Raw genomic sequence first — 25,631 nt, forward strand, 5'->3', positions numbered from 1 at the left:
GCCAAACGGGTAGTATGGAACGCCATGAGCAATCTGACAGGGATGACTGGCACGATGAAAACGATACAAGTGGATGTGGCCGTGATCGGCAGCGGTACGGCTGGCATGACGGCGCACAGGGCGGCGCGCATGCAGGGCAAGCGCGTGCTGATGATCGAAAGCGGGCCGTACGGCACGACTTGCGCGCGTGTGGGGTGCATGCCCAGCAAACTCTTGATCGCGGCGGCCGAGGCGGCCCATGCGGTCGCTAGCGCGCCCGGCTTCGGTGTGCATCCGGGCCCAGTGCGCATCGACGGCCAGCAAGTGATGAGCAGAGTGCGCAGCGAGCGCGACCGCTTTGTGGGCTTCGTGCTCGACGGCGTCAACGCCATCCCCGAGGAAGAAAAACTGCGCGGCCATGCGCGTTTCATCGCGCCCGGCAAATTGCAGGTGGATGAACACACGATGGTCGAGGCCACCAGCGTCGTCATCGCCACCGGTTCCACACCCATCGTGCCGCTCGAGTGGCAGGCGGCGGGCGACAGAGTCATCATTAGCGACGCCGTGTTCGAATGGACGGACTTGCCAAGCTCCGTGGCCGTGGTCGGCAGCGGCGTGATCGGCCTGGAGCTGGGCCAGGCGCTGGCCCGCCTGGGCGTGCGCGTGACCCTGTTTGCGCGCGGCAATAAAGTCGCGCAGTTGACGGACCCGCTGGTGCTGCAAGAGGCCGGCGCCGTGCTGGCGCGCGAACTTGACATCCGCTTCCAGACCAGCGTGGCGCATGTGGCGAAAAACCCGGATGGCAGCGGCATCCTGCTGACCAGCCGCGATGGCGCGGGCGAGGAAAAAACCGAGCAGTTCGAGTATCTGCTGGCCGCCATAGGCCGCCGTCCGAATGTGGATCAAATCGGCCTGGAAACGGCGCAAATCGAGCTCGACCGCTATGGCATTCCCCTGCATGACCCGCATACCATGCAGTGCGGCAAGAGCGCCATCTTCATCGCCGGGGATGCCGACAATGCCTTGCCGCTGTTGCCCGAAGCAGCCGACGAGGGCCGTATCGCGGGTGACAACGCGGCGCGCTTTCCTGACGTCATACCGGGCTTGCGCCGCACGCCCCTGACCATCGCCTTCACGGAGCCGCAGATCGCCACCCTGGGCGCCTCTTACCAGCAACTGTGCTTGAGCCATGCGGGCCGCTTCGCCGTGGGCGCAGTGTCGTTTGGCAACCAGGGCCGCAGTCGCGTCATGCTGCAAAACCAGGGCTTGCTGCGCGTGTATGCGGAGTTTGGCAGCAAGCGCTTTCTCGGCGCCGAGCTGATAGGTCCGCGGGCGGAACACTTGAGCCACTTGCTGGCCTGGGCATGCCAGGCGCAGCTGACGGTGCCGGCCATGCTCGACATGCCGTTTTACCACCCCGTCATCGAGGAGGGCGTGCGTACGGCCTTGCGCGAGCTGGCGCTGCACCTGGAAAAAGACCCGGAACACGCGCCCGGCTGCGCCGATTGCTCGCCTGGCGTCTGATGCAATTTTATTCTTTACATAATTTTGTAGACAAGCTCACATGATTGCGCGATGATCGCTGCCACATTGGAATATTGATTAAAAGCAAAAAACATTTCAATTGGTTCATGCCCACGAGCACCCGATGGTAAAAAGGGGAGCGGCTAGCGATGACGGAGGCGATGTGAAAATTCGGCGCATTTACGCGGGAGAACTCGCCCTGGGCGTAGCTCTGCCTTGGGACGTGCATAGCGAGACGGGCGGCTTGCTGGCCAGGCTGGGCCATGTCATCAGCAGCGAGAACCAGATCGAATTGCTGCTGGCGCGCGGCGTCATCGCCGATACCAGTGCCGACCTGCCGCGCACGGCGACGGAAGCGCCATCGGCCCTGCGCATGCTGAACCTCGTCACGGCAGGACTGGCGCTGGTCTTGCCGGCCATTGCCGCCGGGCAGGCGGGCAGCCATGCATCGCTGGCGTCGCTGGCGCAGCTGGTGGAAGAGGCCGTTGTACTGGACGCCGACGTGGCGCTGGCCTGCATTCTGCACAACCAGGGCGCGGGCGACTTTGCCGTGCGCCACAGCGTCGACACGGCCGTCATCACGGCCCTGCTGGCGCGCGCCCTGAAACTCGATGCGGGCGTGATCCGCAGCGTGGTGCTGGCCGCCCTGAGCATGAATGTGGGCATGCTGGAACGCCATGCGGATTTCCAGCACAAGGCGGGCCCGCTGGACGCGCAGGAACGCGCCTACTTGCGCGCCCATCCGCAAGCGGGTGTCGACTTGCTGCGCTCGGACGGCGTCACGGACGCCGTCTGGCTGCAAGCCGTGTTGCAGCACCATGAAAATATCGATGGCAGCGGTTATCCGCTGGGCACGCAAGGCGAGGCGATTGGCATCGGCGCCCGCCTGATCATGCTGGCTGACCGCTATTGCGCGCGCGTATCGAAGCGCAGCTACCGCCAGCCCATGCTGCCAAACGTGGCCCTGCGCGAAATGCTGATGGCCGACAAGGCCACCCTGGATGCGCCGCTGGCTTCCCTGCTGGTGCGCGAACTGGGTATCTACCCCGTCGGCACCTTCGTCAAACTGTTGAATGGAGAAATCGGCATTGTCACGCGCAAGGGCTTGAATGCCACCACGCCCCATGTGCAGTCGCTGATCGGCCCCCGCGGCGCGCGCCTCGATGTGCCGCTGCGGCGCGATACGCGCGTGGACTTGCACGCCATCCGCGAAGTGCTCAGCGCGGAGCAGGCGGGGCTGCAGTTTCGCCCTGACCAGTTGTGGGGCCGCAGCGCGCGAGCTTAATTCAGCAAGCCCGCATCCAGCCGTCCCTCAAGCGCCAGCTCGCGCATGATGCGCACGGTGTCGATGTCGGACTCCTTGTAGGCAGAGCGGCGGAAGTCGTCGTACAGGGCGTTGGCCGCATCGATGGCCGCGTCGTGGCCGTCGTCGTACTGGAAGCGCACCCACAGGCTGGCCTCGTCGGGCATCTCGATGGTCATCACCAGCGAGGAGGCGCTGATATCCTTTTGCGCCGGCACTTCGTAACGCACTTGCAGTTGCGGCACCAGCACCACCCTGTCGTTGATGACCAGTTCGCCATAGCGCAGGCTGCGCGCGAAACCGGCATCGCTGCGCTCGCTGATCTGGCACTCGTCCAGGTGGGGTACGAACAGCTTGGGCGACTCGGCGCGCAAGACCAGGCCGCGCCAGACCTGTTCCAGGCTCAGGGTGTCGATCAGCGGGTTGAGCGGATCGTTGATTTCAATCAGATGTTCAAATTTCATGGGACTGCCATTCGGTAAGTGGGCGCGCACGGGCGATATAGGCGGAATGGTACTCCAGCGCTGGCATCGCCGCACGCATTGCATGTCCCAAGATGGCGGCAATTGGCGAGATATCAATGCCATTGCCTGTTTTTCACGCAGACCTTGCCGTGCAAATGGCGGGCGCGACGCTGTTACAATGGGCTGCTGTTCCCTGCGGAAATACCCTGATGTCCAAAGCACCACAGTTCGGTCTGAATGCGCCTCAAAGCGAAGCGGTCACCTACCTCGACGGCCCTTGCCTGGTGCTGGCGGGCGCCGGTTCGGGCAAGACGCGCGTGATCACGCAAAAGATCGCCCATTTGATCGAAGACCGGGGCTATGACCCGCGCACCATCGCCGCGCTGACCTTTACCAACAAGGCGGCGCTGGAAATGCAGGAGCGCATCGCCAAGCTGCTCAAGCAACCACGCCAGGCCAAGCAACTGACGGTGTCGACCTTCCACTCGCTGGGCGTGAAAATCCTGCGCCAGGAAGCCAATGGCGTGGGCTTGAAAGACCGCTTTTCCATCATGGATAGCGACGACTGTTTTTCCCTCGTGCAAGACCTCGCCATTACCACTGATAAACAGGTGATCCGAGGCATCCAGAACGCCATGTCGCTGTGGAAAAACGGCTTGATCGACCCCGACATGGCGCTGGCGCAAGCCAAGGATGAGGACGAAGCGAACGCGGCGCGCATCTACCGCAGCTATGTGGCAACGCTTTCCGCCTACCAGGCCGTCGATTTCGACGATCTGATCCGCTTACCCGTGGAACTGTTCCGCAACAACGGACCCGTACGCGACAAGTGGCAGCGCCGTTTGCGCTATCTGCTCGTCGACGAATACCAGGATACGAACACCTGCCAGTACGAACTGGTGAAATTGATGGTGACGGGCATCGGCAAGAAGCCGATGTTTACGGCCGTGGGCGACGACGACCAGGCCATTTATGCCTGGCGCGGCGCCACCGTGGAAAATCTGAAGACCTTGGAAACGGACTTCCCCGACTTGCGCGTGATCAAACTGGAGCAGAATTACCGCTCCACCATGCGCGTGCTCAATGCGGCCAACGCCGTGATTGGCAACAATCCTAAACTGTTTGAAAAGTCGCTGTGGTCGGAACATGGCCTGGGCGAACCGATCAAGGTGCTGGGCATGCAGACGGACGAGCAGGAGGCGGAGCAAGTGGCCATCATGATCTCGGCCGACCATTTCGAGCGCAAGAACAAATTTTCCGATTACGCCATTTTGTACCGTGGCAACCACCAGGCGCGCATCATCGAGCAATGCTTGCGCAAGGAACGCATTCCCTACACGATTTCGGGCGGACAGAGTTTCTTCGACAAGGCCGAAATCAAGGACATCATCAGCTATCTGCGCCTGCTGGCCAACGAAGACGACGACCCGGCGTTTATTCGCGCCGTGACGACGCCGCGCCGCGGCGTGGGGCAGTCGACCCTGGAGGTGCTGGGCGCGTTCTCTGGCCAGTGGCAGTGTTCGCTGTTCCAGGCCGTCTTTAAAGGCGGCATCGAGGCCAAGCTGACGGACCGCCAGCTGGGGCCATTGCGCGATTTCTGCAACTTCATCAACGACCTCGAATCGCGCGCCAGCCGTCCCGGCGCGGCCGGCAGCGGCGACAACGCGGCCGAAGTGCTGGACGACATGATGAAGGAAATCCACTACGAGTCATATCTGTACGATGCTTTCGAGGAACGGCAAGCGCAAAGCAAGTGGCAGAACGTGCTGGAATTCGTCAACTGGCTCAAGGAACGGGGCAGGGGCGGCAAGGACCGCGACGGCGAAGAAAAGAACGTGCTGGAACTGACGCAGATGGTGGCCCTGATGACCATGCTGGAGGGCAAGGACGAGGAGCAGGATGCCGTGCGCATGTCCACCCTGCACGCCTCGAAAGGGCTGGAATTCCCGCACGTGTTTCTGGTGGGCGTGGAAGAGGGTATTTTGCCGCACAAGGGCGACCCCGACGCGCCGGCCGAAACCATCGCCGCGCGCATCCAGGAAGAGCGCCGGCTGATGTATGTGGGTATCACGCGGGCCCAGCGCACCTTGCATGTCACCTGGTGCAAGAAGCGCAAGCGGGCCGGCGAGCAAGTCCATTGCGACCCGTCGCGTTTCATCAAAGAAATGCAACTTGACGTGGGCGACGCTGTGCCGACGGAGTCGGAAATCATTTCGCCGAAAGAACGTCTGGCGCGCATGAAGGCCTTGCTGGCCACGCCGAAAGTGTAAGCGGCGTTCAGGCTTCCACGGCGCCGTCCGGCGTGGTCTTTGGCACGATGGCCAGCTGCATGCCCAGCGCATCGAGCATCTTTAAAATGGTTTCGAAGCGCGGTTTGCTACCTTCGCGCAAGGCTTTATATGCGCCTTCGCGCGTGATGTCGGCCCGGGCCGCCACCTTGCCCATGCCATAGGCACGCACCACGTCGTTCATGGCCGACTGGAACAGTTCGGCGTTGCCGGTGGCGACGATTTCGCTCATGTAGGCGGCCACGGCGGCCTTGCTGTTGAGCCCATGCAGGAAGAATACGCAGAAATCGGGACCCGCCTGGCGGCGAATGGATGGAGTTTGTCCTGGCTTACGCCGCTGCGGCGGTAGAATGCCGCTTTCAGTCAGGAATCACCGAGAACACCATGGACAATGCAGAACAGATGGAAGTACGTTTCGTCGATATCGAAATCAAGCTGGCGCAGCAGGAAGACCTGGTCGAGTCGCTGAACCAGATGGTGTACCAGCAGGGCAAGCGCATCGACCAGCTGGAAGCGATGCTGCACAAGCTGGGCGAACACGTGCGCGACGGGGCGCAGCAGGCGAATGGCGGACTGGTCAACGAACGCCCGCCACACTATTGAGGCAATGGCCTTGCCTGGCGTTGCCGCCTTATTGAGCGTCCAGTTCGGTCCATGCCGGCAACTGGTGCTTGCGCCGGTCGCGCGCATAGAAGCTGGCCATGGCGAGACCAAACAGGAGGCCGGCGGCGCTGGCCGCCACCAGCGCCGCCAGGGGCGATAACGGGGTGGCGGCATCGGACCGCCACCAGAAAAAAATCCACATGACCACGCCCCAGCACGTGCCGAACCAGAGCCCCATGCCGAGCGCGGCACGCAGGAAGGACTGGAAATGCGGCGGCGGTACTTGTACGCCGGCCTTCCACAACAGGCGCATCAGCGGTGGCGCATAGTGGCTGCGGGCCATGCCCGTGCTGTGCAACAGCTCCAGAGCGCGTGTCTTGCGATATTCAAAGCTCATGGAGCATCCATTCAAAATGTAAGCAATGGAGCATACGTCATGGAGGCAGGATGAAAATGCACACATTTTCACCGTTCGCCGCGCTGACGCCGCCGTGCCGGTAGGCCTGGTTGAATGATCGGGCATGAAAACCTTTCATATATGGGCGCATCGCTACCATCGGTAGTTGCTGGTGACGCAAGTGTTTCAGGCTGTTATTATTTCAGGTTGGCCCGCGACACAATCGCGGCTCTCTTGCGTTTCTTGAAAGAAGACATGACCCGTCCAACAATGCTCGTCATCGCCGCCAGCCTGATGCTGGCGCCAGCCGCCGCTTTTGCCGCCACCGCCAACACCGCGCCAACCACTGCCGTTACCGCGGCGGCTGCACTGCCCGCTTCGAATCCGTTTGCGCAGGCCAGCAGCCTGCCATTCCACTATCCACCGTTCGACAAGGTGCAGGACGCCGACTACGCGCCCGCCTTTACGGCAGGCATGGCCGCCAACCTGGCGGAAATCAAGGCGATTGCGAATAACAAGAAGCCGGCCACGTTCGACAACACCATCGTGGCCATGGAGCGCTCGGGCCAGTTGCTGGGCCGCGTGCGCACCGTGTTTTCCGTGATGTCCGGCTCCAACACGAATGAGACGATCCAGGGCCTGGAACGCGAACTGGCGCCGAAGATGGCGGCCCACAGCGACGCGATCATGCTCAACGACAAATTGTTCCAACGCATCGACACCCTGTACGCCAAGCGCGACAAGCTGGGTCTCGATGCCGAATCGAAACGCCTGCTGGAGCGCTATCACACGGACTTCGTGCGCGCGGGCGCCAAGCTGTCGGCGGCAGACAAGGAAAAGCTGCGCGCCTACAACGGCCAGCTGGCCGCCCTGTCGACCAAGTTCGCGCAGAACGTGCTGAAGGAATTGAACGCTTCGGCTGTTGTGGTCGACACACGTGAAGAACTGGACGGCCTGTCGCCGGCCGCCATCGAAGTGGCTGCCGGCCTGGCCAAGAAGCGCGGCCTGGATGGAAAATATGTGATCGCCCTCGTCAACACGACGGGCCAGGCGCCGCTGTCGTTGCTGACCAACCGCGCCGTGCGCGAACGCATCATGGCCGCTTCGCAGGCGCGCGGCAGCCGTGGCGGCGAGTTCGACAATACCCAGGAAGTGCTGGAACTGGCAAAACTGCGCGCCGAACGTGCCGCACTGATGGGCTACCCGAACTACGCTGCCTACTCGCTGGAAGACCAGACGGCGCACGACACCACCGCCGTGAACGCCCTGCTGGGCGAGCTGGCCAAGCCTGCCGTCGTCAATGCGCGCCGTGAAGCGGACGATATCCAAAAGGTCATCGATGCGGGAAAAGGCGGCTTCAAGGTGGGCGCCGCCGACTGGGCCTTTTATAGCGATAAGGTGCGCGCCGAACGCTACAACTTCGACGAGACGCAATTAAAACCGTACTTTGAAATGCACAGCGTATTGACCAAGGGCGTGTTCTTTGCCGCTGGAAAATTGTATGGACTCACCTTCAAACAGCGCACCGATTTGCCCGTCTACACGGCCGACATGCTGGTGTATGACGTCTTCAACGAAGACGGCACGCAGCTGGCCATCTTTACGCTCGATCCTTACGCGCGCAGCAACAAGCGCGGCGGCGCCTGGGCGAATGCCTATGTGGGCCAGTCAAGCTTGCTGAACCGCAAGCCGGTGATTGCGAATAATCTCAACATTCCGAAGCCGGAAGCGGGCCAGCCGACCCTGATGACGTTTGATGAAGTCAACACCATGTTCCACGAATTCGGCCATGCGCTGCACGGCATGTTCTCGAACGTGAAATATCCGCGCTTCGCCGGCACCAGCGTGCCGCGCGACTTTGTCGAATACCCGTCGCAAGTCAATGAAATGTGGGCGCTGTGGCCGGAAGTGCTGCAAAACTACGCCAAGCACTATCAAACGGGCGCGGCCATTCCGGCGGAACTGCTGGCGAAAGTGACGGCGGCAGACAATTTCAACCAGGGCTATAAAACCACAGAATACCTGGCGTCGGCCCTGCTGGACCAGCGCTGGCACCAGCTGACCCCGGCACAGATCCCCACCGACGTGCTGGCGTTTGAGAAAGCCGCCTTGACGGACGCGGGCGTCGATTTCGCCCCGGCGCCGCCGCGCTACCGCACCACGTATTTCTCGCACGCGTTCGCGGGCGGCTATTCGGCTGGCTACTACGCGTATTTGTGGTCGGAAAAGCTCGATGCCGATACGGTGGAGTGGTTCAAGGAAAACGGCGGCCTGACGCGCAAGAACGGCGACTGGTTCCGCAATAAACTGCTGTCGCGCGGCGGCAGTGCCGATGCGCTCGACATCTACCGCAACTTCCGCGGCCGTGATGCGAAGATCGAGCCGCTGCTGGAACGCCGTGGCTTGAACGGCAAGTAAACCGCGTCATTCCCGGCCTCAAAGCTGGGTCAATGAAAAAGGCTGCCAAGCGATCGGCAGCCTTTTTTATTTGGCGATGTTGATTGAAAACCGTGGTAAACCGCGCATTTTGCGGGATGCACCACAGGATCGCCCCTGTTGGATGACGCCTGTGTGACAGGCTGCTATGATCTGCCACTGGCCCGCGACGCGATCGCGGTTCTTCCCCGCGCTTCCTGAAAGATGTCATGATCCGTCCACAACTGCTCGTCATCGCCGCCAGCGTCATGCTGGCCCACGCCGCTCCTTCCGCCCTGGCCGCCGCCGCTGCACCCGCCGCCGCCATCAGCGCCCAGAATCCTTTGCTCAAAGCCAGTCCGCTGCCATTCCAGATGCCGCAGTTCGGCCTGATCAAGGATGGCCACTACGCGCCGGCGTTTGCCGAAGGCATGAAACGCCAGCTGGCCGAAGTCAATGCGATCGCCAACAACCGCCAGGCGCCCACGTTTGAAAACACCGTCGTGGCCCTCGAGCGCACGGGGCAGCTGCTGCACCGCGTGCAGAGCATCTTCAGCAACATGACGTCGACCAACACGAACAGCGTGCTGGAAGCGGTGGAAGTGGATGTGTCGCCAAAACTGGCCGCGCATGGCGACGCGATCACCCTGAACCCGAAACTGTTTGCCCGTATCGACACCCTGTACGCCAAGCGCGACAAGCTGGGCCTCGATGCCGAATCCTTGCGCTTGCTGGAACGCTACCACACCGATTTTGTGCGCGCCGGCGCCAAGCTGTCCGATGCGGACAAGGAAAAATTGAAAGCCTACAACGCCGAGCAGGCGGGCCTGGAAACGGCTTTTGCGCAAAACGTGCTGAAGGAAACGAATGCCAAGAGCATCGTCGTCGACACACGCGCCGAGCTGGCCGGCATGACGGACAGCGATATCGATACGGCCGCCACGGCAGCCAAGGAACGCGGCTTGACGGGCAAGTTCCTCATCGCCCTGGTCAACACCAGTGGCCAGCCGCCGCTGGCCGTATTGACGGATCGCAAGACACGCCAGCGCCTGATGGATGCGTCCCTGAACCGCGGCAGCCAGGGCGGCGAGTTTGACAACCGCGCCATCGTGCTGAAGCTGGCAAAACTGCGCGCCGAGCGGGCCACCCTGCTCGGTTATGCCAACTACGCCGCGTATTCGCTGGAAGACCAGACGGCCAAGACCACCACGGCCGTCAATACCTTGCTGTCGGAACTGGCGAAACCGGCCGTCGCCAATGCGCGCCGCGAAGCAGCCGACCTGCAACAAGTGGTCGATGCGGAAAAGGGCGGTTTCCAGGTAGCGGCGGCCGACTGGGCCATCTACACGGACAAGCTGCGCAAGCAACGGTTCAATTTCGATGAAAACGAGCTGAAACCGTACCTGGAATTGAACAGCGTGCTGAACAACGGCGTGTTCTTTGCCGCCAATAAACTGTATGGCATCAGCTTCAAACAGCGTACTGATCTACCGGTGTACAACCCGGACGTGCGCGTCTACGACGTGCTCGATGCGAACGGCAAGCCGCTGGCCCTGTTCATCGCCGACTTCTATGCGCGCGGCAACAAGCATGGCGGCGCATGGATGAATGAATACGTGTCGCAATCGTCGTTGATGGGCACGCATCCCGTCGTCGCCAATCAATTGAATATTCCGAAGCCGCCCGCCGGCCAGCCGACCTTGCTGACCTTCGATGAAGTGACGACCATGTTCCACGAATTCGGCCATGCGCTGCACGGCATGTTTTCGAACGTAAAATACCCGCGCTTCGCCGGCACCAGCGTGCCGAGCGACTTCGTCGAGTATCCATCGCAAGTCAATGAAATGTGGGCCGTCTGGCCGGAAGTGCTGCAAAACTATGCCAAGCACTACCAGAGCGGCGCGGCCATGCCGCAGGAATTGCTCGACAAGGTCACGGCAGCGAAGAAATTCAACCAGGGCTTCATGACGACGGAATACCTGTCGGCAGCCCTGCTGGACCAGCGCTGGCACCAGCTGGCGCCGAGCCAGATCCCGACGGACGTGCTGGCCTTTGAAGCGGCATCCTTGAAGGATGCGGGCGTCGACTACGCGCCCGTGCCGCCGCGCTACCGCACCAGCTACTTCTCGCACAGCTTCTCGGGCGGTTATTCGGCAGCTTATTACGCCTACCTGTGGTCGGAAAAGCTGGACGCGGAATCGGTCAACTGGTTCAAGGAAAACGGCGGCCTGACGCGCAAGAATGGCGACTGGTTCCGCAGCAAATTGCTGTCGCGCGGCGGCAGTGTCGATGCGCTGCAACTGTTCCGTGACTTCCGCGGCCGCGACGCCACCGTGGAACCGCTGCTGGAACGCCGGGGCTTGAACGCGAAGTAATCCGTCCTCATCTGAAGCTTGCGCTGCGTTGACATGGCGCACGCAAGCTTTCCGTGCCGGCGGCGTAGAATTGAGTAAGATGTAAATAAGAAGGCAGTTGAAAGAGTATATGAGTCAGCAAGATTTGAATGGCATTACCCTGGAAGGTATCGTGACGCGCCTGCACGCCCACTACGGTTGGGACGGCTTGGCCAAGCACATCGATATCAATTGCTTCATCAGCGATCCCAGCATCAAGTCGAGCCTGAAGTTTTTGCGCAAGACCCCGTGGGCCAGAAGCAAGGTGGAACAGCTGTACCTGGACACGCAATTTACTGACTGACAGGAAAAAGATATGGATAGCAAACTCAAGGAATCGCTGCAACAGCTGCATTCGACACTGGCAAGTAGCGGCCCCGTCGATGAAGAACTGCATGGTTTGCTGCAAAAACTTGATGTCGACATCAAGTTGCTGATGGAAAAGCGCGCCGCGCAGGAACAGGAAGAAGAGTCGACCACTTATGGATTGGCCGAACGCAGCCAGGAATTGTCGGCCAAGTTTGCCGTCAAGCATCCGAAACTCGAGCCGGCCTTACGTGAATTGGGTGAAATTTTAGCCAATATGGGCATTTAAGCAAGTTTTGAGAAATGCCGGGCCCGTTCCTACGGGAAAGGGCTACATTTCCCCAAGTGATTGAAAAATAAACGTTTTTTATACGAAAATCCAACAGTAAAAAGCAGGCCGTCAGGTTGGAAATGGCCAATTCCGGTACAATTCGTACCCTATGAGCTCCCCTACCAATTTATTTGCGACCGTTCCCAAGCGGTCTGCCCGCGCTGCCGTGGCGCCTTTCCTGCCGATGTCGCGTGCCGAGATGGACGTGCTGGGCTGGGACCAGTGCGACGTCATCCTCGTCACGGGCGACGCCTACATCGACCATCCGAGTTTCGGCATGGCCCTCGTCGGCCGCCTGCTCGAAGCGCAGGGTTACCGCGTCGGCATCATCAGCCAGCCGGACTGGCTGTCGGCCGAAGCGTTCCGCATCCTCGGCAAGCCGCGTTTGTACTATGGCATTACCGCCGGCAACATGGATTCCATGGTCAACCAGTACACGGCTGACCGCAAGATCCGCTCCGACGACGCCTACACGGCAAATGCCGAACCGAACAAGCGCCCGGACCGTGCCGTCACCGTGTACGCCCAGCGCGCGCGCGAAGCGTATTCCGACGTGCCCATCGTCATCGGCAGCATCGAAGCGTCCCTGCGCCGCATCGCCCATTACGATTACTGGTCGGACAAGGTCCGCCGTTCCGTTCTGCCCGATTCCAAGGCTGATTTGTTGATCTTCGGCAATGCCGAGCGGGCGCTGGTCGACCTGACCCACCGCCTCGCCGCCGGCGAATCGATCAAGGATATCCGCGACTTGCGCGGCACGGCCTTCATGGTGCCGTCCGGCTGGTTGCCCGGCGACGACTGGGGCGTGCACAATTCCACCCGTGTCGACGTGCCAGGCAAGATCGACCCGCATTACAGCCCGTACGAGATGGTGCAGGAAGACAAGACCGCCTGCGCTACGGAAAATGCCTCGAAATCGGCCGAAGTCATCAAGCCGATTCGCATCATGAGCCGCGAAGAGCGCCTGGCCATGGCCAAGGAAAAGCACGACAAGACGGTCGTGCGCCTGCCCGCCTACGACGTCGTCAAGGATGACCCCGTCATGTATGCGCACGCCTCGCGCGTGTTCCACCTGGAATCGAATCCCGGCAATGCCCGTGCCATGGTGCAGGCGCACGGCGAACGCGATGTGTGGCTCAATCCGCCGCCGCTGCCGCTGGCCATGGACGAGATGGATGGCGTGTACGACATGAATTACGCGCGCGCGCCGCATCCGAGCTATGGCAAGGCGCATATCCCGGCCTGGGAAATGATCCGCTTTTCCGTCAACATCATGCGCGGCTGTTTCGGTGGCTGCACCTTCTGCTCGATCACCGAGCATGAAGGGCGCATCATCCAGAGCCGTTCGGAACCGTCGATCTTGCGCGAGATTGAGCATATCCGCGATAAAACCAAAGGCTTTACGGGCACCATTTCCGATATGGGTGGTCCCACGGCGAATATGTACCGCCTCGCTTGCAAGGAAAAAGAGATCGAAGTGTCGTGTCGCCGCCTGTCGTGCGTGTATCCGTCCATCTGCGTCAACCTGGGCACGGACCACAGCAAGCTCATTTCCCTGTACCGCAAGGCGCGCGCCATTCCCGGCATCAAGAAAGTACTGATCAGCTCGGGCTTGCGCTACGACCTGGCCGTGCGTTCGCCCGAGTACGTGAAGGAACTGGTGACGCACCACGTCGGTGGCTTGTTGAAGATCGCGCCCGAGCACACGGAAGAGGGCACTTTGTCGAAGATGATGAAGCCTGGCATCGGCGCGTATGACGAGTTCAAGGAAATGTTCGACCGTTTCTCGCTGGAAGCGGGCAAGAAGCAGTACCTGATCCCGTACTTCATCGCTGCCCACCCGGGCACGACGGACCTGGACATGCTGAACCTGGCCCTGTGGCTGAAGAAGAACAATTTCAAGCTGGACCAGGTGCAAACCTTCATGCCCACGCCGATGGCCATGGCCACGACGATGTATCACACGCGCAAGAATCCTTTGCGCAAGGTCACGGCAGACTCGGAAGTGGTGGAAACGGCGCGCAGCGGCAAGATCCGTCGCACGCACAAGGCTTTCCTGCGCTACCAGGACCCGGCCAACTGGCCGATCCTGCGCGAAGCGCTGGTCAACATGGGCCGTGGCGACTTGATCGGCAATGGCGACAAGCACTTGATTCCTGCCTGGACCTCGTCCGAGTCGGGCGGCCTGGCCGCAGGCGAACGCAGCCGCCAGACACATGGTGCCGGCACGCCGGACAAGTTCAAGGTCACGCCGGGCAAGAACCGCATCGCTCTGGGCGGTACGGCAGCGGCGCCGAAGGCGTCGGCTGCCGAATCAAAAGTGCGGCCATCGATCTTGTCTACCATCAAGACGAAGGCCAAGCCGGCCGCCGTGCCGATGGGCCGTGGCAGCAAGCCGCCCGCCAAGGGTAGCCATGCCGCGCCGGCACGGGGCGGACGCAAGTAAACTGTCCTCGGCGCCTCGGGCATAGCCAGAAAACCCGGCAACGCGTATGCGTTGCCGGGTTTTTTGCTCTCTGCGCACCAAGATGGTGCGCGACACCTCCCTGGCGGCTGGATTTTTACTAATATTTAAAAATTGAATAGAGCAAATGGCAATTTTCTCTTGTGGCAACTTGGTGTTTGAAAATATACTCGTTGAATATTTAGCCGTACGGCAACAAAGCTGCCATTCTGGCAAGCGATAAAGGCGTACGGCGTCAGCGTTGATATGAAAAGAGATGCCAATTGAAATGCCTTTCCTGCCAGGCCGAGAATAAACCGGGCGCAAAATTCTGTTCTTCCTGCGGCACGACGTTTGCCGTTGCCACACCCGCTGCCGCCCCGGTGCCAGGCAAATCCTGTGGCCAGTGCGGCCATGATTGCAAGGCCGATGCCAGATTCTGCCCCAAGTGCGCGTTCAGCTTTGCCGTGGCGCCCGTCGCCGCAGCGGTGCCGCCGCCTCTGCCGGAACCCGTCATTGCACCCGCCATCGAGCCCGTGCCTGAACCTGTCCCGACGCCAGTGGTGGAACCTGTCACCGCACCGGCGGCGCCGCCCGTGCTTGAAAAGCGCCAGTCCGACGCCGCACCCACACCCGCACCCGCACCAGAACCAGAACCAGAACCAGAACCAGAACCCGCTGCCGCAGCCGCCAGCGTGTCGGAAGCGCCAGCCGACAACCCACCGGGTGGCAGCCCCTTCAAGCTGATTGCCGCAGCCGTCGCAGCGCTAGTGCTGCTGGGCGGTGCAGGCGGCTATTATTTCCTGTCAAGCAAGCCGCCAGCATCGCCGCCGGCACCCGTGCCCACCGTGCAGAAGGAAGCTGCGCCTGCCGCCGAGAAGCCGCTAGTCATCAGCGACCCTGTGTTCGATGGCGCCACGGCGGCGGAGCCTGCCGTGACGCCAGCGGCGCCCACCCCTGCGCCCGCGCCGGTTGCCGCCCCTGCGCCCGCCCCCGAACCTGCACCAACGCCAGCACCAGCGCCAGCACCTGCCCCGGTCGTGGAAAAGCCGGCCAAGCCTGTCAAGGCAGCACCGCCAGCCGCCCCCGCCAACAAGGCTTCCGGCCTCGAAAGCGTGATCACGGAGAGCCTGTCGGAAGCGAGCCACTGCATGAGCCAGCGCAAATACGACTGTGCCATTGCCAATGCGAATGCCGTGTTGCGCATGGACAAGGGCAACCGCTACGCGCTCGACCTCAAGCGCAAGGCGAAAGAAGCGCAAGACAAGGCCCTGTCGCAAATCCAGATCGAGTAAGCCGCGCTGCTTGCCTTTCCCCCTATTTTGTTCCTCCCGGAGAATAACGTGAAAAACTTGAAACAAATTGCCAAGCCCATGGTGGCGCTGCTGGTCGTATCCTCGATGCTGGCCGGTTGCGCCACGCCGGGTGGCCCTGGCGCCACCGGCACCACCACCGCAGGCACGGAAGCGGCCAGCGGTGAATGCAATACGGCCATGCTGGCCGGCATCGGCGCCGTCGTGGGCGGCTTGCTGGGCGGTGGCACCAACACCGTGCGCGGCGCTGCCCTGGGCGCCAGCCTGGGCGCACTCGCCTGCGTGGCCTTGAATTATCAAAGCCAGCAAGTCAAGACGGCGCAGCAAGTGCAGGCCGACTACAAGGTGGCCAACAAGGGCAAGCTGCCCGAGCAGTCGACGCTGGTGAAGTATGAGACGGGCTTTACGCCGTCCTCCGTGCGTCCGGGCCAGAAGGCGCAGACCAATTCGTATATTGAAGTGGCAGCCGGCACGCGCGATCCGAACCCGCTGGTGGAAGAAGAATTGAGCCTGTACAAGCCAAATGGCGACCTGATCAAAACTGTGCGCAAAGTGGTCAGCAGCAACAACGGCAGCGGCGCCTACAAGGGCGGCTTCTCGATTCCCATGCCCGAAGGCGTGCCGCAGGGCATTTATCCCGTGCGTACCGCCTTGTACCTGAATAGCAAGCGTGTCGGTGGCCAGGACGTCAAACTGCAGATCGTCCAGCGCCAGGCGCCTGCGGGCGAGCTGCAGCTGGCGCTTGCCTACTAACACCGCAATACCACGGGGCGGCCAGGCAGGCTGTCCCATCCCGATTTCCCCCTTCCAGGCTAGACATGACCATTTCCACAGAAGCACATAAACCGTTTCCCTTTTCCTCCGCCGTGGGATCGCTGATCGAAGCGACCGACGCCATCAAGAATTTCCGCGCGATTGCCCTGCTGGCTCTGACCTTCATCGGCGCCGTGCTCGTCGGTGGCGTGCTGACGATGCTCGCCGGCAGCATGAGCAGTGTCGTGCTGGCCTTCCTGGGCGGCTTGATGGCTTTCCTGGTGATGTTTTACGGTTCCAACGCCGTAGGCATCCTGCTGATGCGCGATGCGCAGGGCCAGCCTGGCTTGAGCCTGGTTGATGCCGTGCTCGTCTCGCTGTACACGAGCCACCGCCTGATCGCAGTCGTCTTCCTGGAATTCCTGATCGTGCTGGCGGCCATGATCGCCATCGCCATCATCTTGTTCGTCTGCAAAATCCCCGTGCTGGGCCCCGTGCTGTACGCGCTGGTCTTCCCCCTGTCGGCCATCGTGCTGGGCGTGCTGGTGTTTGCGCTGTTCTACGTGATGCTGCCGCTGGCCGGCCCTGCCGCCTGGTCGGGCGCCAGCGTATTCCAGATCATTGCCCGCCTGAACCTGATCGTGCGCACCAAGCTGGTGTCGGTGATCCTGCTGGAAGTGCTGCTGTTCCTGATCACGTCGTTTACCGCGCTGCTGATCTTTGGCGTGCTGGGCACGGGCGTATCGCTGACCACGGGTATGTCGGCCGGCATCCTAGGCCTGGGCGGCCAGATGAATATGTACGCGCTGGCCTCGGGCCTGGGTGGCGGCAGCGGTTCCGGCTATATCATCGCTGCCGGCCTCGGCGGCGGCTTGCTGATGGCGGCCGCAGCCGTTGTGCCTGGCCTGATCTTCACCAAGGGCGTGTGCATCATTTACCTGAACGCCACGCGCAATGTCGATTTCAGCGCCTCGGAAGCGAGCCTGAACGACGGCCTGGCCGTGGTCAAGAAAAAGGCCGAGGAAGCGCGTGAACGTGCGCGCGCCCTGGCCGAGCAGGCGACGGCCCCAGCCGCTCAAGCCGCCCCGGCAGCGCCAGCTGCTGCGCCGGCTGACAGCCTGCAATGCCCGAACTGCAAGGCACCGGTCGCGTCCGATGACGTGTTCTGCGGCGAATGCGCGCATAAACTCAAGTAAGGCAGACCATGGCGCAATTTTGTAAACAGTGCGGCACCGCCCATACGCCCGACGCGCGTTTTTGCGATGAATGCGGCAAGGCCGTCAACGTCGCGTCGTCGCCCACACCTGCCCCTGCATCGGCTGCCGTACCGGTTCGGGCCGGCATGCAACGGCGCCACCTCATCCTTGCCGGCGGCGTGCTGGCGGTAGTCATCGTGGCCGGTGGCGCCCTGGCGTGGCTGCTGGCGCCAGAAGCGGCCTCGGCCAGCAGTTTCAGCCGTGCCATCAACGCCCATCTGGCAGCCGACGAGGCAGCGCGCGACAAGTTGCTGTGCCTCACCAACTTGCCGTACCAGAAGGAAGAAATCCGCGTGGCCTCGTACGACAGTTCCACTCGGCAATGGCTCGATATCCTCGTGCGTAGCGGGCTGTACACCGCGCCCGTCGAGCAAAGCAGCGGTGGCTGGCTTGCGCAACCGCAATTTGTCTACGCGCTGGCCGCCCCCGGCAAGGCCGCCTTGCGCGGCAACAAGCTGTGCGTGGCCAAGGGCGTGAATGTGGCCAAGGTCAGCGGCTACGAGCAGGTACGCGAGATGGGTGGTCAGCAGGTAGCAATGGCCACTGCCAAGCTGGCCTTGACCGATGAGGCGGCATGGTTAAGCGCCTCGCCGGACCGTGCGCTGATCCTGCAACACTTGCCGAACGGGGACCTGGAAATGCAGCTGCCGCTGGCGCTGGTCGACAAGCAATGGCAAGTCACCGACCGCGCGCAACTGCAGCAGGCCACCATGGCCATGGCCGGCGCCATGCGCCAGGCGTCCGGCGCGCAAGGAGCGGGCATGCTGGACAAGCTGAAAGGCCTGTTCAGTTTTGGCGGTCATCCGCTGCAGGGCAAGTGGAAGGCACCAATGGGCGGTGTGCTGGAATTTACGCGTGACAGCGTCATCGAGAACGACAAGGTAAGCAAGGGCACCTTTGCCACCGAAGGCAATGTCGTGACGTTCGCGCCGGAAGGTGCAGGCGGCATGGCCATGCAAATCAGCCTGAGTAATAGCAACAACACGGCTACGCTCAGCATCGGCGGCATGCCGGTCGCGGTGCTGCAGCGCTTACGCGATTAAGCATCAGGCCAGGCGGCGCAGCGTGCCGCCTGACGCAATCCCCGAAGCCCGGCCATGCCGGGCTTTTTTCATGCAAACCGCGCTGCGACACAGCGAGGCATTTGTCTTGACATCAAGATAGTTTGCGATCACACTCGACTTTATCTTAACGTCGAGATAGTATATGTCCGCCTCTCCTGCCCGTCCCGCCTGGGGCGACATTCTGCTCACGGCGCTGGCGCCCCTGATCTGGGGTTCCACGTATATCGTCACGTCCGAACTGCTGCCGCCGGACCGGCCCTTCACGGCGGCCCTGATCCGCGTGTTGCCGGCCGGCTTGCTGTTGCTGCTCCTGATGCGGCGCCTGCCCGCGCGGTGCGACTGGGGCCGCGTGCTGATTCTTTCCGCGCTCAATATCGGCGTGTTCCAGGCGCTGCTGTTCGTGGCCGCCTACCGCTTGCCTGGCGGCTTGGCTGCCGTGGTGGGCGCCATCCAGCCTCTGCTGGTGATGGGCCTGGCCTGGGGCGTGGAAGGGCGCCGCCCGGCCCGCCTGGCGCTGGGGGCCAGCGTGCTGGGCGTGGCCGGCATGGGCGTCTTATTATTGTCGCCGCGCACGGTGTGGGAACCCATCGGCATCGCCGCCGCGCTGGGCGGCACGGCCTGCATGGCGGCCGGCACCTATCTGACGCGGCGCTGGAAGCCGGACTTGCCCGTGCTGGCGCTGACGGGCTGGCAATTGCTGCTCGGCGGCCTGATGCTCGCGCCCGTCGCCTGGCTGGCCGATGCACCCTTGCCGCCGCTGTCCCTGCAGCAAGTGCTGGCCTACGCCTACCTGTGCCTGGCCGGCGCCCTGCTGGCGTACGCCTTGTGGTTCCGCGGCATCGCCCGCCTGTCGCCCGTGGCCGTGTCCTCGCTGGGACTGCTTAGTCCCCTGATGGCCGTCGTGCTGGGCTGGGCCTTGCTGGGCCAGGCCATGACGGGCTGGTCGATGCTGGGCTTGCTGCTGGTCCTGGCCAGCGTGCTGGCCGTGCAATGGGCCAGTGCCCGCCCCGCAACAAAATCCTGACTGACGCGCATTTCCCCTCGGCAGGCTGATCGCATCAGCCTGTTCCTGTCCCTCTGGGCGCGCCCTTTTTGCTGCACCGCACATACAGTTTTGCTTGCACTGATATGGGGCATTGAGGCACTATTCGCTTCGCGCAAACGTTTGCGCGCAATGAAATTCCATAAAAGCATGATTTACACGTGCTTGACCAACAACTCTGGAGACGCTCATGACATCCCGTATTCGCCTGAAAATGATTGCCGCCGCTGTCCTGGTGTGTGCCTTGCCCGCCGTGCCGGCGATGGCGCAGACACCAGCCAAACCAAAGGTGGCGCTGGTGATGAAGTCGCTCGCCAATGAATTTTTCCTGACCATGGAAAATGGCGCCAAGGCGCATCAGAAGGCGAATGCCGCCAAGTACGACTTGCTGTCGAACGGCATCAAGGATGAGACGGATACGTCGAGCCAGATCAAGCTGGTCGAGCAGATGATCGTCTCGCGCGTCAACGCGCTGGTGATCGCCCCAGCCGACTCGAAGGCGCTGGTGCCGGTGCTGAAGAAAGCCATCGACGCGGGCATCATCGTCGTCAATATCGACAACAAGCTCGACGAAGGCGCCCTGAAAGAGAAGGGCATCACCGTGCCGTTCGTCGGTCCGGATAACCGCAAGGGCGCCAAGGTCGTCGGCGACTTCCTGGCCAAGCAGATCAAGAAGGGCGATCCCGTCGGCATCATCGAAGGCGTCTCCACCACCTACAATGCGCAGCAGCGCACCCTGGGCTTCCAGGACGCCATGAACGCGGCCGGTGCGAAAGTCGTCAGCGTGCAGTCGGGCCAGTGGGAAATCGCCCCCGCCAACACGGTGGCCGCCGCCATGCTGAATGCCAACCCGAACATCAAGGCCTTGCTGTGCGGTAACGACAACATGGCCATCGGCGCCATTTCCGCCATCAAGGCGGCCGGCAAGACGGGCAAAGTCCTCGTCGTCGGCTATGACAACATCAACGCCATCAAGCCGATGCTGGCCGATGGCCGCGTGCTGGCCACCGCCGACCAGTTCGGTTCACAGCAAGCCGTGTTCGGCATCGAGACCGTGCTGAAAGCCCTGGCGCAGAAGAAGAAACAAGCCGATCTGGGTGGCGTCATCGAAACCAAGGTCGAACTGGTCGCCAAGGGCGCCAAGTCCTGATCGTTTGATCCCGCCGGGGCCGGTGCCCGCGTACTCGTGCGAGTAGGCGGCGCCGGTCCCGCCGCCCCTACCGCGGAGTTTTACCATGCCTACCGACATCCCCCCGGCGCCATCAGCCGCCACCCCTCTATTGACCCTGGACAACATCGGCAAGTCCTATGTCGGCCCCGTGCTGGGCGGCGTGGGCTTGCGCTTCGCCCCTGGCCAGGTGCTGGCGCTGACGGGCGAGAACGGCGCGGGCAAGAGTACCCTGTCGAAGATCATCTGCGGGCTGGAGCAAGCCACCACGGGCACGATGCTGCTCGACGGCAAGCCATACCAGCCTGCCTCGCGCGGCGCCGCCGAGGCGCTGGGCATCCGCATGGTGATGCAGGAGCTCAATTTGCTTCCCACGCTGTCGATCGCGGAAAACCTGTACCTCAAGAATTTGCCGCAGCGCTTCGGCTTCATCGACCGTACGCGCCTTGAGCGTGATGCGCGCGAACAGATGGAGAAAGTGGGCCTGGGCGGACTCGACCCGTGGACCCTCGTGGGCGAGCTGGGCATCGGTCACCAGCAAATGATCGAAATCGCGCGCAATCTGATCGGTTCCTGCCGCTTGCTGGTGCTGGACGAGCCGACGGCCATGCTGACGCACCGCGAAGTGGAATTGCTGTTCCTGCAAATCGAACGCCTGAAGGCCGAAGGCGTGTGCATCATCTATATTTCCCACCGCCTGGAAGAACTCAAGCGCGTGGCCGACCGCATCGCCGTGCTGCGCGATGGGCAACTGGTGTGCGATGACGATATCGCTGGCCATTCGGCCGCCGACCTGGTCAGCCTGATGGTGGGCCGCTCGGCCGACGATGCGGTAGACCTGAGCGGGCGCACCATAGGCGCGCCGCTGCTGCGCGTGCGGGGCCTGGCGCGCGGCAAGGTCGTCAACCCGACCTCGTTCGACTTGCGCGCGGGCGAAATCCTCGGCATCGCCGGCCTGATCGGCTCGGGCCGCACGGAATTGCTGCGCCTGATTTTCGGCGCCGACCGCGCCGACGCTGGCCAGGTGTTTCTGGGCGACAGCGAAACTCCTGCCGCCTTGCACTCGCCGCAGGCAGCCGTCAAGGCGGGCATCGCCATGATCACGGAAGACCGCAAGGGACAAGGCTTGTTGCTGCGCCAGTCCATCGCCGTCAACACGACCCTCGCGTCGCTCGACACCGTCAGTGGCGCAGGCTGGCTCAACGACGCGGCCGAAGCGTCGGTGGCCGACGATTACATTCAGCGCCTGGGCATCCGCTCGCGCAACAGTGCGCAAACGGTGGCGGAATTGTCAGGCGGCAATCAGCAAAAAGTGGTGATCGCCCGCTGGCTGTACCGCGACTGCCCCGTGATGCTGTTCGACGAGCCCACGCGCGGCATTGATATCGGCGCCAAGTTTGATATTTATCAGGTGCTGGCTGAACAGGCGCGCCAGGGCAAGGGCCTTGTCATCGTATCGAGCGACTTGCGCGAACTGATGCTGATCTGCGACCGCATCGCCGTCATGAGCGCGGGCAGCATTGTCGACACCTTCGAGCGGGGCGCCTGGAGCCAGGACGCGCTGCTGTCGGCCGCTTTCTCCGGCTATTTGACCCCTCATTCCACTCCAGCTGCGGCCTGATCCGCCGGAAAGATTCCCATGACCATCCATTCCTCTCCTTCGTATCTGCAGCGCAGCCTGGCCGACCTGAAAAATTATGCGGGCCTGATCGGCGCCCTGCTTGCCATGTGCGTGCTGTTCTCGTTTGCCAGCGAAAACTTCTTTACCCTGGCCACCTTGAGCACCCTGTCGAACAATATCCCGACCCTGGTCGTGATGGCTGTCGGCATGACCTTCGTGCTGATCATTGGCGGCATCGATTTGTCCGTCGGTTCCGTGATGGCGCTGGCCGCTTCCGTGCTGTCCCTGGCCGTCGTGCACTGGGGCTGGCCCGTGTGGAGCGCGGCCCTGCTGGGCATGTTCGTCGCCGCCCTGTGCGGCGCCACCACGGGCCTCATTTCCGTCGGCTGGCGCATTCCCTCGTTCATCGTCTCGCTGGGCGTGCTGGAAATGGCACGGGGCCTGGCCTATCAAGTGACGAACTCGCGCACGGAATACATCGGCAGCGCCGTTGACGGCATCAGCTCGCCGATCGCCTTTGGCCTCTCGCCCGCCTTCATCGCCGCCATCGCCATCGTCGTCATCGGCCACCTGGTGCTCACGCGCACGGTGCTGGGACGCCACTGGATCGGCATTGGCACGAATGAAGAAGCCGTGCGTTTGTCCGGCATCAACACGAAGCCGTCGAAAGTACTGGTGTTTGCCCTGATGGGCTTTCTTGCTGGCGTGGGCGCGCTGTTCCAGGTCTCGCGCCTGGAAGCGGCCGACCCGAATGGCGGCGTGGGCATGGAATTGCAAGTGATCGCCGCCGTCGTGATCGGCGGCACCAGCCTGATGGGCGGGCGCGGTTCCGTCATCAGCACCTTTATCGGCGTGTTGATCATTTCCGTGCTGGAAGCGGGCCTGGCACAAGTGGGCGTATCCGAACCCGTGAAACGCATCGTCACGGGCCTGGTGATCGTCGCCGCCGTGGTGCTCGACACTTACCGCCGCCGCGGCGAGCGCGCATAATCGCAGGAGAAAGCGCGGCCCATGGCAACCATCAAACAAGTGGCGCAGGCGGCGGGGGTGTCGTTTACCACCGTGTCGCACGTCCTCAACAATACCCGCCCCGTCAGCGACGAGGCGCGCCGCGCCGTGCTGGCGGCGGCGGAGCAATTGCATTACGTGCCCAGCGCGCTGGCGCGTTCCCTGCGCAGCCGCAGCACGGGTACCATCGGCCTCATCATTCCCAACAATACGAATCCGTATTTCTCGGAAGTGGCGCGCGGCATCGAGGACAGCTGCTACGCGGCTGGCTACAGCGTGATCTTGTGCAATTCCGATGACGACCCCGTCAAGCAGCGCGACTACCTGAACGTGTTGCTGACCAAGCGCTGCGACGGCCTGATTCTGTCCGCGCTGGCCGACAGCGATGGCGAACTGCTGCGCAAGATGAAGGTGCCGGCCGTGCTGCTCGACCGCGCGCCCAGCGACCTGTCCATCGATGCGGTGGCCGTCGATAACCGCGCCGGCGGCTTTCTCGCCGCGCGCCATTTGCTGGGGCTGGGACGCCGGCGCCTCGCTTGCATCGCTGGTCCCCTCGAAGTGAGCATTTCCAACGAACGCATCGACGGCGTGCGCAGCGCCATGGCGGACGCGGGCGTGGTCCTGGCCGACGCGCTGTGCCGCCATAGCGACTTCACGAGCGCCGGCGGCTATGCGGCCGCGCTGGACTTGCTGGCGCTGCCCAAGGGCCAGCGCCCCGACGCCTTGTTCTGCTGCAATGACTTGATGGCCTTTGGCGCCCTGCGCGCCGCCGCCGAGCGGGGCATCGCCGTGCCCGTGGACCTGGCCGTCGTCGGCTTCGACGATATCGACCTGGCCAGCTTCGTGCATCCGGCCTTGAGCAGCGTGGCGCAAAATACGCGCGAACTGGGCCATATCACGGCAGCCTGCCTGCTGGCCCGTATCGCCGACCCCGCCTTGCCGCGCCAGCAGCGCAGCATCGCCCCCGAACTGCACGTGCGCGGCTCCAGTGTGGCCGCCGCGCCGGCACCTTTTTCTCTACCTGCAACTGAACTGATGGGAATGACATCATGATCGTGGTTATCGGCAGCATCAATATGGACCTGGTCTTGCGCGTGCCGCGCATGCCCCTCCCCGGCGAAACCCTGACGGGCGGCGCTTTTCGCACCATTCCTGGCGGCAAGGGCGCCAACCAGGCCGTGGCCTGCGCGCGCCTGAGCGGCAAAGTGGCGGGAGCCCAGCAAGTGGCCATGGTCGGCTGCGTGGGGGATGACGCGTTTGGTGCCACCCTGCGCGCCGCGCTGGTGGGCGACGGCATCATCGACAGCCACATCACCACCTTGCCGGGAGTGGCGTCCGGCATCGCCTCCATCCTCGTCGATGACAATGGCCAGAACAGCATCGTGATCGCCGGCGGCGCCAACGATTTATTGAGCCCCGCGCACATTGACGCTGCGCAAGGTTTGATCGAACAGGCTGATATTGTCGTGCTGCAGCTGGAAACGCCGATGGCCACCGTCGTGCACGCCATCAAGCTGGCCCGCTCTATGGGCAAGACCGTGGTGCTGAATCCGGCCCCGGCTGCCAGCTTGCCGGACGGCGTGCTGGAACTGGTCGACTACCTGATTCCGAATGAAATCGAAGCGGCCATGCTGGCCGGCGTCAGCCCGGAAGGCGCGGATGCCAAGGACCTGGCGGCCGCGCTGCAAAAGCTGGGCAGCGACAACGTCATCATCACCCTCGGTTCCAAGGGCGTACACGCGGCCCTGTATGGCGGCGACTACACGTTCCCGGCCGACGTGGTGCAAGCCGTCGACACGACGGCGGCCGGCGACACCTTCATCGGCGGTTTTGTGGCGGGCCTGGCGTCCGGCATGGACGAGGCTGAAGCGATTCAGCAAGGCCAGCGCGCGGCCGCCTGGAGCGTCACCAAGCCCGGCGCACAAACCTCGATTCCCCACCTGCACGAGCTGTTCTAACG

Annotated in this window: 22 protein-coding genes and 1 pseudogene; 20 read left to right on the forward strand and 3 right to left on the reverse strand. The window is 62.7% G+C overall.

Annotation, left to right across the window (positions count from 1 at the left end; translation table 11 throughout):
- The first annotated feature begins 54 nt into the window (after nucleotides 1-54).
- Both ACQ4WZ_RS26050 and ACQ4WZ_RS26055 read left to right on the forward strand, forming a co-directional pair.
- Nucleotides 55-1,503: a dihydrolipoyl dehydrogenase gene (locus tag ACQ4WZ_RS26050; protein ID WP_436574866.1), complete on the forward strand. Its 1,449-nt coding sequence runs from the start codon at nucleotides 55-57 to the stop codon at nucleotides 1,501-1,503.
- 163 nt (nucleotides 1,504-1,666) lie between these two features.
- Nucleotides 1,667-2,788 carry an HD-GYP domain-containing protein gene (locus ACQ4WZ_RS26055; RefSeq protein ID WP_243857900.1) on the forward strand — a complete coding sequence of 374 codons (1,122 nt, stop codon included), beginning with the start codon at nucleotides 1,667-1,669 and terminating at the stop codon, nucleotides 2,786-2,788.
- On the opposite strand, the gene ACQ4WZ_RS26060 is transcribed toward ACQ4WZ_RS26055, so the two are convergent.
- Nucleotides 2,785-3,270 carry an SRPBCC family protein gene (locus ACQ4WZ_RS26060; protein WP_436574826.1) on the reverse strand — a complete coding sequence of 162 codons (486 nt, stop codon included), beginning with the start codon at nucleotides 3,268-3,270 and terminating at the stop codon, nucleotides 2,785-2,787. The two genes, ACQ4WZ_RS26055 and ACQ4WZ_RS26060, sit on opposite strands and share 4 nt — an antisense overlap.
- 209 nt (nucleotides 3,271-3,479) lie before the next feature.
- Between ACQ4WZ_RS26060 and ACQ4WZ_RS26065 the strand changes: the two genes are divergently transcribed.
- On the forward strand, nucleotides 3,480-5,540 hold the full coding sequence (locus ACQ4WZ_RS26065; protein ID WP_101483210.1) for a UvrD-helicase domain-containing protein: 2,061 nt from the start codon (nucleotides 3,480-3,482) through the stop codon (nucleotides 5,538-5,540).
- A gap of 7 nt (nucleotides 5,541-5,547) precedes the next feature.
- Here the strand turns inward: ACQ4WZ_RS26065 and ACQ4WZ_RS26070 are convergent, their stop codons facing one another.
- On the reverse strand, nucleotides 5,548-5,925 hold the full coding sequence (locus ACQ4WZ_RS26070) for an addiction module antidote protein (RefSeq protein ID WP_436574867.1): 378 nt from the start codon (nucleotides 5,923-5,925) through the stop codon (nucleotides 5,548-5,550).
- A 17-nt stretch (nucleotides 5,926-5,942) separates the two neighbouring features.
- Here ACQ4WZ_RS26070 and ACQ4WZ_RS26075 point away from each other — a divergent pair, with 17 nt between their 5' ends.
- The gene (locus ACQ4WZ_RS26075) at nucleotides 5,943-6,161 is read left to right on the forward strand and encodes a SlyX family protein (RefSeq protein ID WP_034753936.1); all 219 of its coding nucleotides are present in this window, start codon (nucleotides 5,943-5,945) and stop codon (nucleotides 6,159-6,161) included.
- A 28-nt stretch (nucleotides 6,162-6,189) separates the two neighbouring features.
- On the opposite strand, the gene ACQ4WZ_RS26080 is transcribed toward ACQ4WZ_RS26075, so the two are convergent.
- Nucleotides 6,190-6,558 carry a DUF6404 family protein gene (locus ACQ4WZ_RS26080; protein WP_436574827.1) on the reverse strand — a complete coding sequence of 123 codons (369 nt, stop codon included), beginning with the start codon at nucleotides 6,556-6,558 and terminating at the stop codon, nucleotides 6,190-6,192.
- Nucleotides 6,559-6,813: 255 nt separating this feature from the next.
- Between ACQ4WZ_RS26080 and ACQ4WZ_RS26085 the strand changes: the two genes are divergently transcribed.
- The 16 genes and pseudogenes from ACQ4WZ_RS26085 (at nucleotide 6,814) to rbsK (ending at nucleotide 25,629) form a co-directional block, all read left to right on the forward strand.
- On the forward strand, nucleotides 6,814-8,976 hold the full coding sequence (locus ACQ4WZ_RS26085; RefSeq protein ID WP_243857901.1) for a M3 family metallopeptidase: 2,163 nt from the start codon (nucleotides 6,814-6,816) through the stop codon (nucleotides 8,974-8,976).
- A gap of 227 nt (nucleotides 8,977-9,203) precedes the next feature.
- Nucleotides 9,204-11,348: a M3 family metallopeptidase gene (locus ACQ4WZ_RS26090; RefSeq protein ID WP_101483207.1), complete on the forward strand. Its 2,145-nt coding sequence runs from the start codon at nucleotides 9,204-9,206 to the stop codon at nucleotides 11,346-11,348.
- A gap of 109 nt (nucleotides 11,349-11,457) precedes the next feature.
- Nucleotides 11,458-11,670, forward strand: coding sequence for a VF530 family protein (locus ACQ4WZ_RS26095; RefSeq protein ID WP_071326083.1), 213 nt, complete (start codon nucleotides 11,458-11,460; stop codon nucleotides 11,668-11,670).
- A gap of 12 nt (nucleotides 11,671-11,682) precedes the next feature.
- Nucleotides 11,683-11,961, forward strand: coding sequence for a DUF4404 family protein (locus ACQ4WZ_RS26100; protein WP_070219601.1), 279 nt, complete (start codon nucleotides 11,683-11,685; stop codon nucleotides 11,959-11,961).
- 226 nt (nucleotides 11,962-12,187) lie between these two features.
- On the forward strand, nucleotides 12,188-14,449 hold the full coding sequence (locus ACQ4WZ_RS26105; RefSeq protein ID WP_218973501.1) for a YgiQ family radical SAM protein: 2,262 nt from the start codon (nucleotides 12,188-12,190) through the stop codon (nucleotides 14,447-14,449).
- 281 nt (nucleotides 14,450-14,730) lie between these two features.
- A pseudogene (locus ACQ4WZ_RS26110) lies at nucleotides 14,731-14,838 on the forward strand (zinc-ribbon domain-containing protein); the annotation flags it as partial.
- A 144-nt stretch (nucleotides 14,839-14,982) separates the two neighbouring features.
- Nucleotides 14,983-15,741 carry a hypothetical protein gene (locus ACQ4WZ_RS26115; RefSeq protein ID WP_436574868.1) on the forward strand — a complete coding sequence of 253 codons (759 nt, stop codon included), beginning with the start codon at nucleotides 14,983-14,985 and terminating at the stop codon, nucleotides 15,739-15,741.
- A 48-nt stretch (nucleotides 15,742-15,789) separates the two neighbouring features.
- Nucleotides 15,790-16,512 carry a hypothetical protein gene (locus ACQ4WZ_RS26120; RefSeq protein ID WP_101483205.1) on the forward strand — a complete coding sequence of 241 codons (723 nt, stop codon included), beginning with the start codon at nucleotides 15,790-15,792 and terminating at the stop codon, nucleotides 16,510-16,512.
- A gap of 65 nt (nucleotides 16,513-16,577) precedes the next feature.
- Entirely contained in the window at nucleotides 16,578-17,708 is a 1,131-nt protein-coding gene (locus ACQ4WZ_RS26125; RefSeq protein WP_101483204.1) for a zinc ribbon domain-containing protein, read from the forward strand.
- Nucleotides 17,709-17,716: 8 nt separating this feature from the next.
- A complete protein-coding gene (locus tag ACQ4WZ_RS26130; protein ID WP_436574828.1) occupies nucleotides 17,717-18,811 on the forward strand; it encodes a zinc-ribbon domain-containing protein in 1,095 nt (364 codons plus the stop codon).
- Between the two features lie 163 nt (nucleotides 18,812-18,974).
- Nucleotides 18,975-19,856 (forward strand): EamA family transporter, encoded by an 882-nt coding sequence (locus ACQ4WZ_RS26135; protein WP_436574829.1) that lies wholly within the window; start codon nucleotides 18,975-18,977, stop codon nucleotides 19,854-19,856.
- A 208-nt stretch (nucleotides 19,857-20,064) separates the two neighbouring features.
- Nucleotides 20,065-21,024 (forward strand): sugar ABC transporter substrate-binding protein, encoded by a 960-nt coding sequence (locus ACQ4WZ_RS26140; protein WP_133989069.1) that lies wholly within the window; start codon nucleotides 20,065-20,067, stop codon nucleotides 21,022-21,024.
- Nucleotides 21,025-21,109: 85 nt separating this feature from the next.
- Nucleotides 21,110-22,663 carry a sugar ABC transporter ATP-binding protein gene (locus tag ACQ4WZ_RS26145; protein ID WP_101483200.1) on the forward strand — a complete coding sequence of 518 codons (1,554 nt, stop codon included), beginning with the start codon at nucleotides 21,110-21,112 and terminating at the stop codon, nucleotides 22,661-22,663.
- Between the two features lie 18 nt (nucleotides 22,664-22,681).
- Nucleotides 22,682-23,653 carry an ABC transporter permease gene (locus ACQ4WZ_RS26150; RefSeq protein ID WP_101483199.1) on the forward strand — a complete coding sequence of 324 codons (972 nt, stop codon included), beginning with the start codon at nucleotides 22,682-22,684 and terminating at the stop codon, nucleotides 23,651-23,653.
- 21 nt (nucleotides 23,654-23,674) lie between these two features.
- Nucleotides 23,675-24,724, forward strand: a complete 1,050-nt coding sequence (locus ACQ4WZ_RS26155; protein ID WP_101483198.1) for a LacI family DNA-binding transcriptional regulator — start codon at nucleotides 23,675-23,677, stop codon at nucleotides 24,722-24,724.
- Complete coding sequence (rbsK, locus tag ACQ4WZ_RS26160) at nucleotides 24,721-25,629, forward strand: ribokinase (RefSeq protein WP_101483197.1); 909 nt, start codon at nucleotides 24,721-24,723, stop codon at nucleotides 25,627-25,629. Before ACQ4WZ_RS26155 ends, rbsK begins: the two co-directional genes overlap by 4 nt.
- The last annotated feature ends 2 nt before the right edge of the window (nucleotides 25,630-25,631 follow it).

Origin of the sequence: Janthinobacterium darwini, assembly GCF_051380905.1 — a bacterium.
In the GTDB taxonomy this organism is placed as follows: Bacteria; Pseudomonadota; Gammaproteobacteria; order Burkholderiales; family Burkholderiaceae_D; genus Janthinobacterium.

Excerpts from the sequence above, each read along its gene's own strand:
- ACQ4WZ_RS26105 (WP_218973501.1), top strand. The coding sequence starts at position 12,188 with ATGTCGCGTGCCGAGATGGACGTGCTGGGCTGGGACCAGTGCGACGTC.
- ACQ4WZ_RS26075 (WP_034753936.1), top strand. The coding sequence starts at position 5,943 with ATGGACAATGCAGAACAGATGGAAGTACGTTTCGTCGATATCGAAATC.
- ACQ4WZ_RS26145 (WP_101483200.1), top strand. The coding sequence starts at position 21,110 with ATGCCTACCGACATCCCCCCGGCGCCATCAGCCGCCACCCCTCTATTG.
- ACQ4WZ_RS26050 (WP_436574866.1), top strand. The coding sequence starts at position 55 with ATGAAAACGATACAAGTGGATGTGGCCGTGATCGGCAGCGGTACGGCT.
- ACQ4WZ_RS26140 (WP_133989069.1), top strand. The coding sequence starts at position 20,065 with ATGACATCCCGTATTCGCCTGAAAATGATTGCCGCCGCTGTCCTGGTG.
- ACQ4WZ_RS26090 (WP_101483207.1), top strand. The coding sequence starts at position 9,204 with ATGATCCGTCCACAACTGCTCGTCATCGCCGCCAGCGTCATGCTGGCC.
- ACQ4WZ_RS26130 (WP_436574828.1), top strand. The coding sequence starts at position 17,717 with ATGGCGCAATTTTGTAAACAGTGCGGCACCGCCCATACGCCCGACGCG.
- ACQ4WZ_RS26125 (WP_101483204.1), top strand. The coding sequence starts at position 16,578 with ATGACCATTTCCACAGAAGCACATAAACCGTTTCCCTTTTCCTCCGCC.
- ACQ4WZ_RS26095 (WP_071326083.1), top strand. The coding sequence starts at position 11,458 with ATGAGTCAGCAAGATTTGAATGGCATTACCCTGGAAGGTATCGTGACG.
- ACQ4WZ_RS26155 (WP_101483198.1), top strand. The coding sequence starts at position 23,675 with ATGGCAACCATCAAACAAGTGGCGCAGGCGGCGGGGGTGTCGTTTACC.
- ACQ4WZ_RS26135 (WP_436574829.1), top strand. The coding sequence starts at position 18,975 with ATGTCCGCCTCTCCTGCCCGTCCCGCCTGGGGCGACATTCTGCTCACG.
- ACQ4WZ_RS26065 (WP_101483210.1), top strand. The coding sequence starts at position 3,480 with ATGTCCAAAGCACCACAGTTCGGTCTGAATGCGCCTCAAAGCGAAGCG.
- ACQ4WZ_RS26080 (WP_436574827.1), bottom strand. The coding sequence starts at position 6,558 with ATGAGCTTTGAATATCGCAAGACACGCGCTCTGGAGCTGTTGCACAGC.
- ACQ4WZ_RS26100 (WP_070219601.1), top strand. The coding sequence starts at position 11,683 with ATGGATAGCAAACTCAAGGAATCGCTGCAACAGCTGCATTCGACACTG.
- ACQ4WZ_RS26150 (WP_101483199.1), top strand. The coding sequence starts at position 22,682 with ATGACCATCCATTCCTCTCCTTCGTATCTGCAGCGCAGCCTGGCCGAC.
- ACQ4WZ_RS26085 (WP_243857901.1), top strand. The coding sequence starts at position 6,814 with ATGACCCGTCCAACAATGCTCGTCATCGCCGCCAGCCTGATGCTGGCG.
- rbsK (WP_101483197.1), top strand. The coding sequence starts at position 24,721 with ATGATCGTGGTTATCGGCAGCATCAATATGGACCTGGTCTTGCGCGTG.
- ACQ4WZ_RS26060 (WP_436574826.1), bottom strand. The coding sequence starts at position 3,270 with ATGAAATTTGAACATCTGATTGAAATCAACGATCCGCTCAACCCGCTG.